Annotated in this window: 16 protein-coding genes; 9 read left to right on the top strand and 7 right to left on the bottom strand. The window is 62.6% G+C overall.

Going from position 1 to position 18,004, the window contains the following annotated elements:
• Positions 1 to 56 precede the first annotated feature (56 nt).
• Both AVO45_RS08585 and AVO45_RS08590 read right to left on the bottom strand, forming a co-directional pair.
• Positions 57 to 1,343, bottom strand: coding sequence for a homoserine dehydrogenase (locus AVO45_RS08585; protein WP_068345942.1), 1,287 nt, complete (start codon positions 1,341 to 1,343; stop codon positions 57 to 59).
• Positions 1,344 to 1,482: 139 nt separating this feature from the next.
• Entirely contained in the window at positions 1,483 to 1,728 is a 246-nt protein-coding gene (locus AVO45_RS08590; RefSeq protein WP_068345944.1) for a hypothetical protein, read from the bottom strand.
• A gap of 99 nt (positions 1,729 to 1,827) precedes the next feature.
• Here AVO45_RS08590 and AVO45_RS08595 point away from each other — a divergent pair, with 99 nt between their 5' ends.
• A complete protein-coding gene (locus AVO45_RS08595; protein WP_068345945.1) occupies positions 1,828 to 2,415 on the top strand; it encodes a TetR/AcrR family transcriptional regulator in 588 nt (195 codons plus the stop codon).
• 41 nt (positions 2,416 to 2,456) lie between these two features.
• On the opposite strand, the gene AVO45_RS08600 is transcribed toward AVO45_RS08595, so the two are convergent.
• Positions 2,457 to 3,368 carry a pirin family protein gene (locus AVO45_RS08600; RefSeq protein WP_068345947.1) on the bottom strand — a complete coding sequence of 304 codons (912 nt, stop codon included), beginning with the start codon at positions 3,366 to 3,368 and terminating at the stop codon, positions 2,457 to 2,459.
• A 168-nt stretch (positions 3,369 to 3,536) separates the two neighbouring features.
• Between AVO45_RS08600 and AVO45_RS08605 the strand changes: the two genes are divergently transcribed.
• Positions 3,537 to 4,007 carry a hypothetical protein gene (locus tag AVO45_RS08605; protein WP_068345950.1) on the top strand — a complete coding sequence of 157 codons (471 nt, stop codon included), beginning with the start codon at positions 3,537 to 3,539 and terminating at the stop codon, positions 4,005 to 4,007.
• Here AVO45_RS08605 and AVO45_RS08610 read toward each other — a convergent pair.
• The 3 genes from AVO45_RS08610 to AVO45_RS08620 are packed head-to-tail and all read right to left on the bottom strand — an operon-like array spanning position 4,004 to position 6,745.
• Positions 4,004 to 4,552, bottom strand: a complete 549-nt coding sequence (locus tag AVO45_RS08610) for a TadE/TadG family type IV pilus assembly protein (RefSeq protein ID WP_157770129.1) — start codon at positions 4,550 to 4,552, stop codon at positions 4,004 to 4,006. The genes AVO45_RS08605 and AVO45_RS08610 overlap by 4 nt on opposite strands.
• Before the next feature lie 7 nt (positions 4,553 to 4,559).
• Positions 4,560 to 5,093, bottom strand: coding sequence for a TadE/TadG family type IV pilus assembly protein (locus AVO45_RS08615; protein ID WP_068345953.1), 534 nt, complete (start codon positions 5,091 to 5,093; stop codon positions 4,560 to 4,562).
• On the bottom strand, positions 5,090 to 6,745 hold the full coding sequence (locus AVO45_RS08620) for a pilus assembly protein TadG-related protein (RefSeq protein WP_082688747.1): 1,656 nt from the start codon (positions 6,743 to 6,745) through the stop codon (positions 5,090 to 5,092). The genes AVO45_RS08615 and AVO45_RS08620 overlap by 4 nt, the downstream gene beginning before the upstream one ends.
• Before the next feature lie 462 nt (positions 6,746 to 7,207).
• Between AVO45_RS08620 and AVO45_RS08625 the strand changes: the two genes are divergently transcribed.
• The 7 genes from AVO45_RS08625 (at position 7,208) to rpoD (ending at position 16,713) form a co-directional block, all read left to right on the top strand.
• On the top strand, positions 7,208 to 8,461 hold the full coding sequence (locus AVO45_RS08625) for a sarcosine oxidase subunit beta family protein (RefSeq protein ID WP_068345958.1): 1,254 nt from the start codon (positions 7,208 to 7,210) through the stop codon (positions 8,459 to 8,461).
• Positions 8,462 to 8,521: 60 nt separating this feature from the next.
• The gene (locus tag AVO45_RS08630; protein WP_068345961.1) at positions 8,522 to 8,785 is read left to right on the top strand and encodes a sarcosine oxidase subunit delta; all 264 of its coding nucleotides are present in this window, start codon (positions 8,522 to 8,524) and stop codon (positions 8,783 to 8,785) included.
• On the top strand, positions 8,782 to 11,715 hold the full coding sequence (locus AVO45_RS08635) for a sarcosine oxidase subunit alpha family protein (protein ID WP_068345963.1): 2,934 nt from the start codon (positions 8,782 to 8,784) through the stop codon (positions 11,713 to 11,715). Before AVO45_RS08630 ends, AVO45_RS08635 begins: the two co-directional genes overlap by 4 nt.
• Positions 11,708 to 12,253 carry a sarcosine oxidase subunit gamma gene (locus AVO45_RS08640; protein ID WP_068345965.1) on the top strand — a complete coding sequence of 182 codons (546 nt, stop codon included), beginning with the start codon at positions 11,708 to 11,710 and terminating at the stop codon, positions 12,251 to 12,253. Before AVO45_RS08635 ends, AVO45_RS08640 begins: the two co-directional genes overlap by 8 nt.
• A 38-nt stretch (positions 12,254 to 12,291) precedes the next feature.
• Positions 12,292 to 12,588 carry a hypothetical protein gene (locus AVO45_RS08645; protein WP_068345967.1) on the top strand — a complete coding sequence of 99 codons (297 nt, stop codon included), beginning with the start codon at positions 12,292 to 12,294 and terminating at the stop codon, positions 12,586 to 12,588.
• A gap of 79 nt (positions 12,589 to 12,667) precedes the next feature.
• Positions 12,668 to 14,617, top strand: a complete 1,950-nt coding sequence (gene dnaG / locus AVO45_RS08650; RefSeq protein WP_068345969.1) for a DNA primase — start codon at positions 12,668 to 12,670, stop codon at positions 14,615 to 14,617.
• A gap of 113 nt (positions 14,618 to 14,730) precedes the next feature.
• Positions 14,731 to 16,713 carry an RNA polymerase sigma factor RpoD gene (gene rpoD / locus AVO45_RS08655; protein ID WP_068345972.1) on the top strand — a complete coding sequence of 661 codons (1,983 nt, stop codon included), beginning with the start codon at positions 14,731 to 14,733 and terminating at the stop codon, positions 16,711 to 16,713.
• 185 nt (positions 16,714 to 16,898) lie between these two features.
• Here the strand turns inward: rpoD and AVO45_RS08660 are convergent, their stop codons facing one another.
• On the bottom strand, positions 16,899 to 17,918 hold the full coding sequence (locus AVO45_RS08660) for a helix-turn-helix domain-containing protein (RefSeq protein ID WP_068345980.1): 1,020 nt from the start codon (positions 17,916 to 17,918) through the stop codon (positions 16,899 to 16,901).
• Between the last annotated feature and the right edge of the window lie 86 nt (positions 17,919 to 18,004).

An 18,004-nucleotide genomic window follows, 5' to 3' on the forward strand; every position in this document is an offset into this window, starting at 1 on the left:
AAGACGTTTGATTTGGCATAGCCCGGCCTTGGCCGGGGTCGCAAGAGGCGAGGCCGTCAGACCTGTTCGATCCGCAGGGCCACCGGCTCTCCGGCGACGACGTCGGTTGCTCTGAAACCGTCGAGCGCCACATCCAGCGCGGCCCGGGTCGTTTTGTGCGTGACGATCAGCACCGGCGCGGTGCTTTCCGTGTGTCCGTATTGGCGCATCCGGTCGATCGAAACGCCCGCGTCCCCGAGAATCGCGGCGATCTTGGCCAGCGCGCCGGGCTTGTCTAGCAGCGACAGCCGCAGGTAGTAGGGCGCGGGCAGGCCGACCCGGGCAGCGGGCAGTTTCTTCAGCGTCGTCGCCGGCTGGCCGAAGGTCGGGATGCGCAGACCGCGTGCAAGGTCGCAGATGTCGCCCAGGACCGCGCTGGCGGTGGGGCCTTCGCCCGCGCCGGGGCCGCGCAGCACGATCTGCTCGACCGCGTCGCCTTCGATGACGACCATGTTGGTGCCGCCCTCGAGCTGGCCCAGGGGCGAGTCGCTTGGCACCAGGCAGGGCTGCATCCGTTGCACCAAGCCACGGGCGCTGCGTTGCGCCACGCCCAACAGTTTGATCCGATATCCCATGTCGGCGGCCTGATGGATGTCGTCGAGGCTGATATGTTCGATGCCTTCGATCTCGATGCCCTTGAAATTCGGCTTGGTGCCAAAGGCGATCGCCGCCAGCAGGGCCAGTTTGTGCGCGGCGTCGATGCCGCCCACGTCCAGGTTGGGGTCGGCTTCGAGATAACCCAGCTGGGCGCATTCCTCGAACAGGGCATTGTAGCCCAGCCCCTCGGACTGCATCCGGGTCAGGATGTAGTTGCAGGTGCCGTTCATCACGCCCATGACGCGGGTGATCTCGTTGCCCGCAAGCCCTTCGGTCAGCGCCTTGATGACGGGGATGCCACCGGCCACGGCGGCCTCGAAACGGATCACGCGGCCGGCTGCCTCGGCCTGCTCGGCCAAGGCCTGCCCGTGAATCGCCAGCAGGGCCTTGTTCGCTGTGACGACATCCTTTCCAGTGGCCAGAGCGGTCTCGACAGCAGCCTTTGCCGGGCCGTTTTCGCCGCCCATCAACTCGACGAACACGTCGATGTCATCGCGCCGGGCCAGAGCGACAGGGTCGGTTTCCCATTCATATCCCGACAGGTTCACCCCGCGGTCCTTGCCCTGATCACGGGCCGATACGGCAACGATCTGGAGGGGGCGCCCGGTGCGCAATTCCAGCAGTTCAGCCTGTCGGCGAATGATCTTGACGACGCCGACACCGACGGTTCCCAAACCGGCAATTCCCAACCGCAGCGCCTGTGTCATCCTGTCTGTCCCTTTCCGCTCGCATACGGGCCGTTGACGGCACGTCCTTTGCCCGGTGCCTTATCCGGTTCGGCGCAGCGGCGCAATCCACCTGATGTCACTGAGTGGCCGAACGTGTGACAGAGGCTTGCGGTCAACCTCAGTCGATGTCGCGGGCATTCAGGGCCTTGGCCCGTTTGTCGAGCGTTTCACTCCGCCGGGCCAGCTCCTCTTCGACCTCCTTGGCCTCGTCCTTGGGGCTGACGGGCGGGCCAAGAGTTTCCTGCAAAGGCGTCAGAGCCGGGTATTTCGCCCTCAGAAGCGCCGGCGTTTCCTGCTCGTCGAGTTCGGGGATCTGAGTACACCCGGCAGCGGCGACAAGCAGGATCAATGGCAGGTGCTTCATTTCTGTCCCTTCGGGTGCGTGCAGTCTGGTTGTTGCACTTTTTGCCCAGGTGGTTCAAGCGGGGTTCTATTTGAACATATGTTCATATAACGTGACGCCATGGCACGTACCCAAGGTTCCCATTCCGATATCACCGGCCCGCGCATCCGGAAGGCGGCGTTGAAATTGTTTGCTCAGCACGGCTATGCGGCGGTTTCCATGCGGCAGATTGCTGGTGAAGTCGGGGTGCAGGCCGGGGCGCTGTACAACTACACGCCGGACAAGCAAAGCCTGCTGTTCGGCCTGATGCACGCGCATATGGACGAGTTGTTGTCGGCGCGCGCGGCGCTGCCGCCTGTGGACGGCCCGCTGGAAGAACTCAAACAGTTCGTGGGGTTTCACATCCGGTTCCACCTTGAACGCCCGGATGAGGTTTTCATCGCCTATATGGAGTTGCGCAACCTGACGCCGGAAAATTTCGCCATGATCGAGGCGCTGCGCCGGACATACGAGGACGATCTGGAAGGCATCTTGCGCGAAGGTGTGGCCCAGGGCGTGTTTGCCGTGCCGGATACCAAGATTGCGACGCTGGCGGTGATTGCCATGCTCAACGGTGTCAACACCTGGTATCGCAGCGGAGGTCGCCTGTCGCTGGATGAGGTCGAGACCATCTACTGGGACATGGTGCGCAAGGCGGTCGCGCGGTAATCAGGCTGCGTCCCGCGTCAGATTGCAATACCATCTACCGATCAATGCGCAGGCCGGATGAAGGTGCCGTTGCGCAGCTCTTTGAAAGCCTGCCGCAGCTCGTCTTGGGTGTTCATCACGATCGGCCCGTGCCACGCCACCGGCTCGGCGATCGGTGCACCCGAGATCAGCAGAAAGCGCACGCCTTCCGGGCCGGCCTGCACGGTGATTTCGTCTCCGGTGCCAAAACGCACCAGCGTGCGGTCGCCGGACATGTCGCGGATGTTCAACTCTTGCCCGGCCACTTCCTTTTCCAGCAGCACGCCGGTCGGGGCCGAGGCATCGGCAAAGGCGCCTTGCCCTTCGAACACATAGGCGAAGGCGCGGCGGTAAGTGTCTATGCGGAAGGTCTTTTTGACGCCTGCAGGCACGAAGACATCCAAGTATTGCGGGTCGGCGGCGATGCCGTCCACCGGCCCGGTCTTGCCCCAGAACTCGCCCACGATGACCCGGACACGGGTTCCGTCATCGTCGATGACCTCGGGAATGTCGCGGCTGCTGACGTCCTGGTAGCGTGGCGCGGTCATCTTTTGGCTCGAGGGCAGGTTGCCCCAGAGCTGGAAGCCATGCATCTGCCCGGTGGCGTTTCCCCTGGGCATTTCCTGATGCAGGATGCCGGAACCCGCCGTCATCCATTGCACGTCGCCTGCGCCCAGCGTTCCCGAGTTGCCCAGCGAGTCGCTGTGCTCGACGGTTCCGGCCAGAACGTAGGTGATCGTTTCGATGCCGCGATGCGGATGCCACGGGAACCCGCGCATGTAGTCCGCTGGGTGTTCGTTGCGGAAATCGTCGAACAGCAGGAACGGGTCCAACTCGGTCGGGTCCTGAAACCCGAAGGCGCGGTGCAGCCTGACGCCCGCACCTTCGATTGCCGGGGTTGCCTTGCGTGTTTCCAGTATCGGTCGAATGGACATGAGACCTCCTTCGTGTTGTCTGCCAATCTAGATCCTGAGGTCATGCAATCAATTCGCACCGCAGCACCGGTGCTGTGCGGATTTGCAGATGGACCGGTTCGAAAGGTTCCCCTGTTGCACGGCGCGAATTCAGAGTAAGGGAGGCAGAAAGTCTGACCGGAGGTATGGATGCAGGACGAGGTTCTGGCGGTGGTCGAAGCATCGGCGCCGCGGCGCTGGATGGGGGTGGGGATGCTCGTTGTCGTGGGGGCTCTGCTGATCTACGTGGCTTTGGCCACGCCTCCCGCGCCGGGTTGGCAGTTGTTCCTGATCGTGACCGGCGGTCTGGCCCTGTGGCTGGCGCAGCGGTTGTATCAGGCGACCCTCCACCGGATCGAGCTGACCGAACGCGAACTGCGCTGCAGCAGCGGAGTGGTCATCGCGAGGGTCGAGGATGTCGAGGCGATGGACCGCGGCGTTTTCGCATTCAAGCCGTCAAACGGGTTTCTTGTGCGCACCCGGGAACCGGGTGAGCGGGCGTGGGCGCCGGGGCTTTGGTGGCGCGTGGGACGGCGCGTGGGCATTGGCGGCGTCGTCGCCGCCTCTCAGACCAAGTTCATGTCCGAAGTGCTTGCCGCCCTGATCGCGCAGCGCGACTAGACGTTCGCCTTGATGTTGTTGGCGAAACGCGGCCGGGTGAAGACAAAGTTCTTCAACTCGATATTGTCGAGACCAACCCGGAACGGCGGGACGAACGTATTCGAGGTTTCAACGAGAATCAGCGTGCCCTGATCCGACATCGGCGGCAGAAGATCCTTGTATTCAGGCATGTCCGCATCCGTCAGCTTTTCGGTATAGCCGCCGCGAATGGCGGACCAGCTGACGGTGTGGCGGTCTGTGTCCGCGTCATACAGGACAAGGGAGATCCGCATTTTCAGGTTGGACTGGTTGCGGACCATCAGGGCAAACATATCCTCCATCGAGTCCATGTAGACGCTGTTGAGTTCCCGGGTCTCCCGGGAAATCAGGTCGCCGATCGTGTAGGCGGCCTTTACGTTCGAGGCGCTCTGCCGGTAGCCCTCGAAAAAGGTATAGCCGGCCAGGATCGCCCAGAACAGGATCGGGACGATGATCAATGCTTCGAGGACGATGGAGCCCTCTTCTTGTGCCGCAAAGCGTTTCATTCGATGGGTCAGAAGTTTCATCATGGCGTCAAATCGGCTCTTGAACGAAGACTGTCGTTGCAGTCAGGGCGTATTGACCCTCGGCATTGGCCAGAGCCTTGCCCATTGCTGACGTGGGGAAGACGGGGTTGATCTTGGCGCAGGCGCGCAGGACCATCAGCTCGTTTTCCTGCCCGTTGTGGAACGCCCGGACCGGGCGGACCTCTTCGGACAGATCGGTGCAGTCCGGTTCCGCTGGGATCGTGACCTGGGCAAAGGGATCCTGCCGAACCATTTCCAGCCTCATGTTTGCCGAGCAGTCGCTGATGAAAGTAGCTCGGTCGCAGATGAACCGCTTGATATCGTCATGCTGCATGTTTGCGCCGGTGTTCAGGCGGATGTCGCGGACGGTCAGGTCGACCGCGCGCTCAAGCTGCGCATGTTTCAGCGTCATGAGCGCAAGTTCGACCCCCGACAGCACCAGGAACATGAAAGCCGGAAAGACGATCACGAACTCGATCGTGGCGGTGCCGTTTTCCCGGCGACGGAACCGTTGCAGGTTGGAAATCAGACCTTTGATCATTGTGTCAGCCTCAACATACGGACAGCGGATGCGATCGAAGTGAATGCGTTTGCAAGCTCGGGCGCGGATGCGTCGTAATAGTGGCTGGGCGAGCTGGCGCAGTTTTGCAGAACGTCCCTGCCGGCATTCGGTGCGCTGACGCCGACGCCGAACACGATGACACCCTCATCCTTGGCGGCCTTGCAGACATGCTTGGTGCGCTGGTCCTTGGCAACCGCACTCTTCTTTGAGAAAGCCTTGCTTTCCCACTGGCCATAGGCACTGGGCGAGTGGGTGAAGATGTTGTGTTCGATATAGTCCAGCGATACCAGGTTCAGCAGTTCGACATAAGACAACTGCTTGGATGTTCCGGTTTCGACCTCGGCCTTCTGCTCGATACATTCCTGCTGGCCGCCTTTGCCCTTGCAGTACTTCCCGCCATTGCCATACGGGTGGTCCTGCCAGGAATTGTCATGCGGCCACCAGTATTCGGGGTTTCCGCTCGACTGATAGACCGCGAACGTGTTGGCTTCTTCGTTGTACCAGATGTCCGACATGGTGGTGCGCATCGACGGGTTGAGCATGAACTGGTCGGTATTGTCCCCGTCGGACACCAGGATCAGGACCTTCAGCACGTCGCTGTTGTAGTCCACCGGGCGGTTGGCAAACTCATCCGGAACGATATTTTCGTTCATCGCCAGCCCGTTGATGACCGGCCTTGTGCTCGGATCAAGCAGGATGAGCCCCCAGTTCGCGCCATTGTCGATGCCCGAGTCCTCGTCGGCCACCGGATTGCTCAGCACGGTCAGACCGTCGATATAGTTGTGCAGCACTTTTTCGTCATTTTGGAACGGCAGGATCGCCGACCCCGCCCGGGTCGGGCAAACAGGATGCTCGATAGGCTCCCGCGTCTCAGTGTACGGATCGAAATGCGCGGTTTGTTCCAGCAGGGTGGTCGTCGACAGATCGGGCTTGCTGAACTCGTTGTCGATGAAGTTCACGCAGTGCGAATGCGGGTGAAAACGGTCCAGGTTATAGTATTTTATCAGGTCCGCGCCGGCATTCACCTGGCTGGAATAGGGGATCAGAGAGAAGGAGACCTCCTTGTTCCATTCGCCATTCTTGTCACCGATCTCTGTCACGATGGTTTTCGCGGCGTTTTTCAGATAGGTCAGATTGGGTTCCTTCATCGAGGTGGAAATGTCCAGAACGATGGAGACTTCGACCGCGCCGACGCTTTCCTCGGCGGTGCTCGCCGCCGGTGCGCTCAGCGTATCGACGCCGGACAGGTGCATGAACTGGGTCGGGAACGTGGACTGTGCGGTTGCCGAGACCTCGCGATAACCGGTGCTGTTCGTCACCGTGATGCCGGTCACGTGTTCCAGAAGGCCGGCCTTGTCGAGATAGGATTTGACCACCGTCTCAGGGTCGACCTTTTGGTCAAGGTCCGCCGCAGCCAGAACGCCCCGGTCCAGAGTGTATTGCAGCGAGGCCCGGTCTCGCTCGAAACGCATCATGTCAATGCCGATACCGACAACCGCGACAAGGGCCAGAAACAGAAACAGCGCGAGGATGGTGATGGAACCACTCTCGTCGGCGGCAAACCGTTTGGCGTCGAAACGTGCACGAACCAAGGATTTGTCGTGGGCGCCGAAGGAATTCTCGAAACGCATGCGCATGGCAGGAACCTCTCTTGGCCGGGCAGAACGGCCACAAGACAAATTTGACCAAGAAAAGGTAAATTTCGAACGTGGCGTTATTTGGGCGAAATTGCCGCTTTGTTGCTACGTTTTTTGGGGCCTTGAGGACATTCTGGCAAGACTCGGCGGTTCGTTTCCCTGTCGCGAACAATTTCGCAAGAGGGGCACATTTGCGGCGACTCGCCGTAGGGCCTGGTGGAAATGGTCCATTTCCTTGCGCCGCTGCGGTAGTGCAGGATGCGGCCAAGGCTCTGGCAACCCGAGAAACGTCTGGAGCGGCGATCCGCGAAATCCGTTGCCCGGCAAATCGCAAGCGACGCATTTGGTCGCGCGCGGGACAGTATTTGTCGAAAAGCGCCATGGCCCGCGGGGGATCGCATTGATAGATGTTTGTCCCAAGGGGCGAGCGTTCCCCGAAAATGGAGGGAGGAGATCATGCGGTTTTCAGGCCTGCGCGTCCTGAAGGAAGGGTTGACCGGCAACAAGGGCTGGACACCGCATTGGCGCGACCCCGAACCCAGGCCCGAATACGACATCGTCATCATCGGCGGCGGCGGCCACGGCCTCAGCACGGCCTACTATCTGGCCAAGGAGCACGGGCTGACCAATGTCGCCGTTCTGGAAAAGGGCTATATCGGCGGCGGGAACGTGGGGCGGAATACCACCATCGTGCGCGCCAACTACTTTCTGCAGGGAAATTCCGAGTTCTACTCGCATTCGCTGAAATTGTGGGAAGGGCTGGAAGAGGACCTGAACTACAACGTGATGCATTCGCAGCGCGGCATCATCAACCTGTTCCATTCGGACGGGCAGCGCGACGCGGCGGCGCGGCGCGGGAACATGATGATCAGCCAGGGGGACGACGCGATCCTGCTGAGCCGGGACGAGTTGCGCAAGATGCTGCCCTATCTGAACTACGATGACCTGCGCTTTCCGATATATGGCGGTCTCTACCACCCGCGCGGGGGCACCGCGCGGCATGATGCCGTGGCCTGGGGTTATGCACGCGGTGCGGATCAGCGCGGGGTGGATCTGATCCAGAATTGCGAAGTGACCGGCATCGACATCAAGAATGGCGCGGTCCGGGGCGTCCAGACGACGCGCGGGCCGATCCGGGCCAGGAAGGTGGCGATGGTCGTCGCGGGGCGGTCCAGCCAGGTCGCGGCGATGGCGGGCATGCGTCTGCCGATCGAGAGCCATGTCTTGCAGGCTTTCGTGACCGAGGGGCTGAAGCCGGTCATCGACCATGTGGTCACCTTCGGCATGGGGCATTTCTATATCAGCCAGTCGGACAAGGGCGGGCTGGTGTTCGGCGGCGATCTGGACTTCTACGCCTCTTACGCGGCGCGGGGAAACCTGCCGACGGTGGAAAACGTGATGGAGGCGGGTATGGCGCTGATGCCGATGATCGGCAAGGCCCGGGTTCTGCGCAGCTGGGGCGGAATCATGGACATGTCGCCGGACGGCTCTCCGATCATCGACCGCACCCATATCGACGGGCTGTATCTGAATTGCGGCTGGAACTACGGCGGGTTCAAGGCGGTGCCCGGATCGGGCCACGTCTTTGCCCATCTGATCGCCACCGACCGCCATCACGAGAATGCCACGAAGTTCCGTCTGGACCGGTTCCGCACCGGGCGCGGTGTCATGGATGAAGAGGGCAAGGGCTCTCAGCACAATCTGCACTAGGGGCGCGTGGCGGATGTTGCATTTGAGTATTTTTGAAAAGGTGAAGCGAGGGGCGCGGCCATGAGGATCACCTGTCCGTATTGCGGCGAGCGGGATCGCCGCGAGTTCTACTATCGCGGTGCGGCGACCGATCTGGACCGCCCCGCCCCCGACGCCGGCGAGGAGGCGTGGGAGAATTTCGTCTTTCTGCGCGAGAACCCGGCGGGGGTGACGCGCGATCTCTGGTATCACGAGGGCGGCTGCGGCGCCTGGGTCGTGGTGACGCGCAACACCGTGACGCACGAGGTTCTCGAGACGCGGCTGGCGTCGGAGGCGCGCTCATGAGGATCAAGGGCAAGGGGCTCATCGACCGCTCCAGGTCGATCCCGTTCATGTTCGACGGGGTGCGCTATTCGGGCTTTGAGGGAGACACGCTGGCGTCGGCCTTGCTGGCCAATGGCGTGCGCCTGATGGGGCGGTCGTTCAAGTATCACCGCCCGCGCGGGGTGCTGACGGCGGGCAGCGAGGAGCCGAACGCGCTGGTGACCGTCGGGTCCGGCGCCTCGCAGGAGCCGAACGTGCGGGCAACCGTGCAGGAGATCTATGCGGGCCTTGAGGCGTGCAGCCAGAACCGCTGGCCATCGCTGAATTTCGACCTGCTGGCGGCCAATGATCTGGCGGCGCCGTTCCTGGGCGCCGGGTTCTACTACAAGACCTTCATGTGGCCCAAAAGCTTCTGGGAGAAGGTCTATGAGCCGATCATCCGCCGCGCGGCGGGTCTGGGCGCGCTTTCCGGCCAGGACAACGTGGACAAGTATGAGCGCGCCTGGGCGTTTTGTGACCTGCTGGTGATCGGGGCCGGCCCTGCGGGGCTGATGGCGGCGCTGGTCGCGGGCCGGGCCGGGGCCGACGTGATCCTGGCCGATGAGGGCAGCCGGATGGGCGGCCGTCTGCTGGCCGAGACGTATGAGATCGACGGCAAGCCGGGGCATGTCTGGGTCGACGAGGTTCAGGCCGAGTTGGAAGCGATGGACAATGTGCGCCTGATGACGCGCACGAGTGTTGCCGGTGTCTATGATCAGGGCACCTATGCGGCGTTGGAGCGTGTCCATCACCATGATGGGCGGCATCCGCATGGCGCGCCGCTCGAGACCTTCTGGCGAATCGTGGCCAAGCGTTCGGTGCTGGCGGCCGGGGCGCTGGAGCGGCCGGTGGCCTTCCGCGACAATGACCGCCCGGGCATCATGACCGCCGGTGCCGTGCGGGCCTATCTCAACCGCTGGGGCGTCAGCGCCGGCAAGAACGTCACGGTTTTCGGCAATACCGACGACATCCACCGCACTGCACGCGATCTGCTGGCGGCGGGGGTGCATGTGGCGGCGGTGATCGACAGCCGTCATGACGCACCCTTGTCCGACGACTATCCGGTTCTGCGCGGGGCGCAGGTCTGCGGCAGTTCCGGGCGCAAGGGGCTGGAGGCGATCACCGTGCGCCGGCCAAGCGGCGAGGAGCGGATCCAGACGGACTGCCTGGCCATGACGGGTGGCTGGAACCCCTCGGTGCATCTGACCTGCCACATGAACGGCCGGCCGACATGGCGGCGCGACATCGCCGCCTTCGTGCCGACGCCGGGGGCCGTCCCGGGAATGGTCCCGGCCGGGGCCTGCAACGGCTCGTTCTCGACCGCGGCCTGCCTGCGCGAGGGCATCGCCGCCGCGGGCGAGGCGCTGGCCGATCTCGGGGTGAAGCTGCCGGAGGTCGCGGTGCCCGAGGCCGAGGATACGCCCTATGAGATCGCCCAGCTCTGGGCGGTACCCGGCAAGGGGCGGGCCTGGCTGGATTTCCAGAACGACGTCACCGTCAAGGATGTGAAACAGGCGGCGGTGGAAAACTTCCGCTCGGTCGAGCATATGAAGCGCTACACCACGCAAGGCATGGCGACCGATCAGGGCAAGAATTCGAACGTGGCGGCCCTGGCGGTGCTGGCCGATGCGACCGGGCGGGGGATTTCCGAGACCGGGACCACCACTTTCCGCCCGCCATACGCGCCCGTTTCCATCGCCGCGATTGCGGCCGGGGCCGAGGGCAGGGGCTTCAGGCCTCAGCGGTTCACCACTTCGCACAAGGCGTCCGTCGCGCGTGGCGCGCCGATGATCGAGGCCGGGCTGTGGTATCGCCCCAGCTATTTCCCGAAACCCGGCGAGACCACCTGGCGGCAGTCCTGCGACCGCGAGGTGCGGATGGTGCGCGAAGCAGTCGGCGTCTGCGATGTCTCGACGCTGGGCAAGATCGACATTCAGGGGCCGGATGCGGGGGCGTTTCTGGATTTCGTCTATACCAACATGTTCTCGACGCTGAAGGTGGGCCGCGTGCGTTACGGCCTGATGCTGCGCGAGGATGGCTATGTGATGGATGACGGCACCACGGCGCGGTTGGGCCAGCATCACTACCTGATGACCACCACCACGGCCGCCGCGGGCGACGTGATGAAGCATCTGGAATTCGTGCATCAGGGGCTGCGGCCGGAGTTGGACGTGTGCTTTGCCTCGGTGACCGAGCAATGGGCGCAGTTTGCCGTGGCCGGCCCCAAGTCGCGCGATCTGCTGAACGGGCTGCTGGAGAAACCGCTTTCGGACGAGGAATGGCCCTTCATGGCCTGCGGCCCGGTCAAGGTTCTTGGGGTCGAGGGGCGGTTGTTCCGCATCTCGTTCTCGGGCGAGCACGCCTATGAGATCGCGGTGCCAGCGCGGTATGGCGCGAGCCTGTTCGATATCCTGGCCGAGCGGGCCGAGGCGCTGGGCGGCGGGCCATATGGGATGGAGGCTCTGAATGTCCTGCGGATCGAAAAGGGCCATATCACCCATGCCGAGATCCACGGGCGCACCACCGCCTTCGATATCGGCATGGGGCGGATGGTCTCGCAGAAAAAGGACTGCATCGGCAAGACCATGTCGGAACGCCCCGGTCTGGAGGAGGAAGGGCGCGAGCAACTGGTGGGGCTGAAGCCTGTCGGTGAAAGCAAGCAGTTGCTGGCGGGTGCGCATCTCTACAACGAGGGGGCCGAGCCCACCCGCGTCAACGATCAGGGCTATGTGACCTCGGTCTGCTATTCGCCGACGCTGGGCCACATGATCGGGCTGGGCTTTCTGGCCGACGGGCCGGAACGGCATGGAGAGACCGTCAAGATGGTGGACGGGCTGCGCGGCGTGACGACGCTGTGCAAAGTGGTGGACCCGGTCTTCTTTGACCCCGAGGGAGGGCGTGTGCGTGGATAAGCTGATTGCAAAAAACCCGTGCGAGGGGCTGCTGCCGCTGACCATCGGTTCGGTGACACTGACCGAGGAAGAGCCGGGGGTGATGACGGCGCTCGCGCCCTACAAGGGCAAGGAAAAGGATCTGTCAGCAGCCCTGAAGGCCGCGCATGGCATGGCCTATCCCGCGCCCAACCGCGCAACAGGCAAGGCCGGGTCGCGAGCGGTGTGGTTCGGGCATGGTCAGGCGATGCTGATGGGGCCGGCGCCGGATGCGTCGCTGGCCGAACATGCGACGGTGGTGGACCAGTCGGATGCCTGGGCCGTGGTGTGGATCGAGGGCGAGGGGGTCGAGGACGTGCTGGCGCGGCTGGTGCCGGTGGACCTGAGGCCCGCCCATTTCAAACGCGGGCACACCGTGCGCAGTTTGCTGTTCCACATGACGGCCTCGATCACCCGGGTCGGTGATCGCGCGTTTCAGATCATGGTGTTCCGCTCGATGGCCGAGACCTTGGTGCACGACCTGAAAACGGCGATGGAAGGTGTGGCCGCGCGCGGTTAGACTGCGTGCGCCACTGCAACGATTCCCGGAGACACCCAATGTTCCGTCTTGCCCTTGCCGCCCTCCTGCTGGCTTCGCCGCTGGCTGCCGCCGAGACCAAACAGCAAAGTTGCGAATACCAGGCGCAGGTGGTGGCCGCGATCCAGAAGGCGCGGCTGGACAAGGTCAAGGAGAGGGACGTGCCGCAGGCGATCGCCGAGACCAACCCGACCTGGCCTGAGAACTACAACGCGGCCATTCCGCTGATCACGCCCTGGGTCTACGAACAAAAGATGCGCGACGTGCGCAAGCATGACCTTTCGGCGGCGTGGCTCGAACTGTGCCTGCAGCAGTAATCCACCGATTTTGAAATTCACTGTGGACAACGCGCGCCGGGTGCTTGGCGCGCGTTGCCGTTTCTGTCAGGTTTAGGACATGTCACTGCCCCCGGGATTTCTGGACGAGTTGCGCTCCCGCCTGAGCCTGTCTCATGTCGTCGGGCGCAAGGTCATGTGGGATGCGCGGAAATCCAACCAGGGCAAGGGCGACATGTGGGCGCCTTGCCCCTTCCATCACGAAAAGACCGCGTCTTTCCACGTCGATGATCGCAAGGGCTTCTATTACTGCTTTGGCTGTCACGCCAAGGGCGACGCGATTTCCTTCGTGAAGGAAACCGAGAACGTCTCGTTCATCGAGGCTGTCGAGATACTTGCGCGAGAGGCCGGCATGACCATGCCTGCCCGCGATCCGAAGGCGCAGGAAAAGCAGGACCGCCGCGCGCAACTGGCCGAGGTGATGGAACAGGCGGTGCAGTTCTTTCGCCTGCAACTCAATACGGGTGCAGGGGCGGGAGCGCGTGATTACCTGACCCGCCGTGGCCTTGCAGGGCAGGCGCTGGAGCGTTGGGAGATCGGCCTTGCACCCGATGGATGGCAGGGGCTGTGGGATCACCTGCGTGGCAAGGGCGTGGCCGAGGACCTGATTCTGGGCGCGGGGCTGGCAAAACCTTCGACCAAGGGCAAGAACCCCTATGACACGTTCCGCAACCGCATCATGTTCCCGATCCGGGACGTGCGCGGGCGCTGCATCGCCTTTGGCGGTCGGGCGATGGACCCGAACGACAACGCGAAATACCTGAACTCGCCGGAAACCGAACTGTTCGACAAGGGGCGCAGCCTGTACAACCACGGGCCCGCGCGTCAGGCGGCAGGGCAGGGGCAGCAGCTGATCGTGGCCGAAGGCTATATGGACGTGATCGCGCTGTCCGAGGCGGGATTCGGCGCGGCCGTTGCGCCGCTGGGCACCGCCATCACCGAGCATCAGCTGCAACTGATGTGGCGGATCGCCGACGAGCCGATCATCGCGCTTGACGGCGACACAGCCGGGCTGCGGGCGGCGATGCGGTTGATCGATCTGGCCCTGCCGCTGCTGGAAGCGGGCAAATCGGTGCGCTTTGCCCTGATGCCCGAAGGCAAGGACCCCGATGACCTGATCCGCGCCAGCGGCGCCAAGGCCGTGCAGGCGGTGCTGGATGAGGCAATGCCCATGGTTCGGTTGCTCTGGCAGCGTGAAACCGAGGGCAAGGTCTTTGACAGCCCGGAACGCAGGGCGGCGCTGGACAAGGCGCTGCGTGAAAAGATCCAGCTGATCCGCGACCCGTCGATCCGCGCCCATTACGGGCAGGAGATCAAGGACCTGCGCTGGCAGCTTTTCCGCCCGCAGCGGAAGTCCGGCAACCGCAGCTGGCAGCCGCGTGGCAAATGGCAGCCCGAGCGGGTGGCTCCGACGCCGGGCGCGCGCGCGTCCTTTCTGGCTTCGACGGAAAATGCCGAGATCCGTCTGCGCGAGGCCGCGATCCTGGCAATCGCCATCCTGAACCCCAAGGTGGTGGTCCAGTTCGAGACCGACTTGGAAGAGATGGAGTGCCTGGACCCCGAACTGTCGGACCTGCGCGATGTCATCCTGCGCCATGCGATCGACGACCCGGACAACCTCAAGGATCATATTGTTGAAACTTTGGGGGCTGCTCCTCTTGAAAACCTGCTGGGCCTTCGCCATGTCGCAGTGATCCCCTGTGTGCACAAACCGGGCGACGTCGAAAAGGCCGAGATGACGCTGGCCGAGGAACTCGCAAAAATCAAGGCGCTCCGGGGGTTGGATGCCGAGATTGCCGAGGCCGAGGAGGAGGTTTCCGACTTGGCCGACGAGGCGTTGACATGGCGGCTGGCGCAGGCCGCCGAGCAACGGAACCGGGTCACGCGAAGCCAGAATGAGGACAAGGCCATTTTCGATATCGCCGACAACGGGGCCCGGATCAACCGCGATGAACGCGAGGCCTTCGAGGCGATCATGTCCGGCATCAACTTTGAGCGGAAGCGCCGGTGAGCGGCGTTTTCCTGAGGAACATCGGAAGAAAAATGGGTAAACGGGTGGCCGAATCAATTCTTCGCGCTAATGATTCGGTTCCAACGAATCACCCATCCCTGCAGGAGCACTGAATGGCCGCCAAGGACACGACCGAGGAACGCAAATCCGACGAGCAGGATCAGGAAATCTCGCTGGACATGAGCCAGGCCCAGGTCAAGAAGATGATCGCAGAGGCCCGCGAGAAGGGATACATCACCTACGATCAGCTCAACCAGGTATTGCCGCCGGATCAGGTCAGCTCGGAACAGATCGAGGACGTGATGTCGATGCTCAGCGAAATGGGCATCAACATCATCGAGGATGAGGAAGCCGAGGAGGAAGAGCAGAAAGGCTCGACCGATCTCGTGACCACCGACAGCAACCGCGAGGTTGCGGTCGCGGGCACGCAAACCGAAAAACTGGACCGGACGGATGATCCGGTGCGCATGTATCTGCGCGAGATGGGCAGTGTCGAACTGCTGAGCCGCGAAGGCGAGATCGCCATCGCCAAGCGGATCGAGGCAGGCCGGAACACCATGATCGCGGGCCTGTGCGAAAGCCCATTGACGTTCCAGGCGATCTCGATCTGGCATGACGAACTTCTGTCCGAGGACATCCTGCTGCGCGATGTCATCGACCTTGAGGCGACGTTCGGCAACCAGTTGGACGAGGACGAAGAAGAACCGGTCGTCGACACCTCGACGGTGCAGGCGGCCAAGCCGGCCAAGGACACCGGTCCGGAACTGGATGCCGACGGCAACCCGATCCAGAGCGACGATGACGATGACGAGGACGATCAGGCCAACATGTCGCTGGCCGCGATGGAGGCCGCGCTCAAGGACCGCGTGCTGAACACGCTCGAACGCATCTCGACCGATTTCGCGCAACTCAGTGAAATGCAGGACAGCCGGATCTCGGCCACGCTGAACGAGGATGAGTCCTTCTCGGACAAGGACGAGGCGACCTATCAGAAGCTGCGCGCCGAGATCGTGGAACTTGTGAACGGGCTGCATCTGCACAACAACCGGATCGAGGCCCTGATCGACCAGCTCTACGGCATCAACCAGCGCGTGATGTCTCTGGACAGTGCGATGGTCAAACTGGCCGACCAGGCCCGCATCAACCGGCGCGAATTCATCGAGGCCTATCGTGGTCGCGAACTCGACCCCACCTGGCTCGAGGACATGGCCAAGAAACCGGGGCGCGGCTGGCAGATGTTCATCGAACGCTCGTCCGACAAGGTCGAGGAACTGCGCAACGACATGGCGCAGGTCGGCCAGTATGTCGGCCTGGACATCAGCGAATTCCGCCGCATCGTCCAGCAGGTGCAGAAGGGCGAGAAAGAGGCGCGTCAGGCCAAGAAGGAAATGGTCGAGGCCAACCTGCGCCTAGTGATCTCGATCGCCAAGAAATACACGAACCGCGGCCTGCAATTCCTTGATCTCATTCAGGAAGGCAACATCGGCCTGATGAAGGCGGTGGACAAGTTCGAATACCGCCGCGGCTACAAGTTCTCGACCTATGCGACCTGGTGGATCCGTCAGGCGATCACGCGTTCGATCGCGGATCAGGCGCGCACCATCCGTATCCCGGTGCACATGATCGAGACGATCAACAAGCTGGTGCGCACGGGCCGCCAGATGCTGCACGAGATCGGCCGCGAGCCGACGCCCGAGGAACTGGCCGAAAAGCTGCAGATGCCGCTGGAAAAGGTTCGCAAGGTGATGAAGATCGCCAAGGAGCCGATTTCTCTGGAAACCCCGATCGGCGACGAGGAAGATAGCCAGCTGGGCGATTTCATCGAGGACAAGAATGCGGTGCTGCCGCTGGACAGCGCCATTCAGGAAAACCTCAAGGAAACCACCACGCGCGTGCTGGCCTCGCTTACCCCGCGCGAGGAACGGGTTCTGCGGATGCGTTTCGGTATCGGCATGAACACCGATCACACGCTGGAAGAGGTCGGCCAGCAGTTCAGCGTGACCCGCGAACGGATCCGCCAGATCGAGGCCAAGGCGCTGCGCAAGCTGAAACATCCCAGCCGCAGCCGCAAATTGCGGTCGTTCCTGGATCAGTGATTTCAAAGGCGCCTCGGTCGAGGCGCCTTTTTCATGACAACGGTCCTGAAACCCCCCATTGTCTGAACGCGAAATCAAACTGGCGGAAATTCACAAGGCACGACGCCGCCGGTGCCTTACATCGCGGGTATCCACTCATGGACGGCCGGGGCGAGGTGGCAACGCTGATGACCCCCGGCCACGGTTCATGTTCTGACTGGGCGCTCCACCCGGATTCTGAAGGCGCTGGGCGCCTGACCGGTCCATCTTTTGAAAGCGGTCGAAAACGCGGCTTGGTCGGCATAGCCCAGCGAGTAGGCGATCTCGGCCAGCGCCATGTCGTTCTTCAGGAACGTCTGGGCAAGGTCGCATCGCAGATCATCGACGATTTCGCGATAGCTGGTTCCCTCTTCGTTCAGCCGCCGGGCGAATGTGCGCGCGCTCATGCCCAGATTCCTCGCGGCATCCTCGGCCCCGATGACGGTGCCGGGCAACGAGCGCGTGATCAGCCCCTCGACGCGCGCGCGAAGGGTCTGGCGGAACTCGTTGCTTTCCGCCATCAACCGCTCGCCATAATCCAACAGGTGTTCGCGCAGGCGCGGGTCGTAGGTCGGCACAGGCATGTCCAGAGCTGACAGCGGCAGGATGATTTCGAGCTTTTCGGCGCCGAAGATCACCGGGAAACCCGCTGCCCGGGAAAAATCGCCTTCTCGGTGCCCTGCTTGATGTTGAAGTCGCAGCTCGATTGGATTGAAGCGCCTTCTGGTCAAGGCCCGTATTCTGGAAACGACCGCGAACATCAGGAATTCGGTGCGCCTGTGATAGCGCGAAAAATGGGCGTCCTTCCAACTGGCTTCCAGCGATGCCGAATTGCCGGAAACGTGCAGGTTGAAGGAAAGCGTCGGGTCGATGAAACGGTGAAAGCGGGTGGTGTTTTCCATCACCTGCCTGAGATCGCGGGAATATTTGCTGATATAGCCGGCCAGGGTGGTCGTAGAAGTGAACTGCAGCCCGCTTCTTGCGGCAAAAGTGATATCGCCCAGGACGTCGCAGGCGTAACGTATGAACTTCGCCTCTGTTTCCGCGCTGACTTGAGTGGCTGGCGAAGAGATGTCCCTGTCCGCGATGCCGCTGAGCTCGTGCACGCGAGCCACGGCCTCTGGGCCGGGGGCTTCTTGTCTCAACTGGGTGTCCAGCAACTGAATTCTGGCGATTTCAACGTCCATCTGGTTTTCCGGTCAGGTTCGGTCCGCCAATAATGTGGCAGCTTTGCGCAAATGAATAGTGGGTTGCCCCCGGACGAGCCCTTGAT

The organism is Ruegeria marisrubri, assembly GCF_001507595.1.
Lineage (GTDB): Bacteria > Pseudomonadota > Alphaproteobacteria > Rhodobacterales > Rhodobacteraceae > Ruegeria > Ruegeria marisrubri.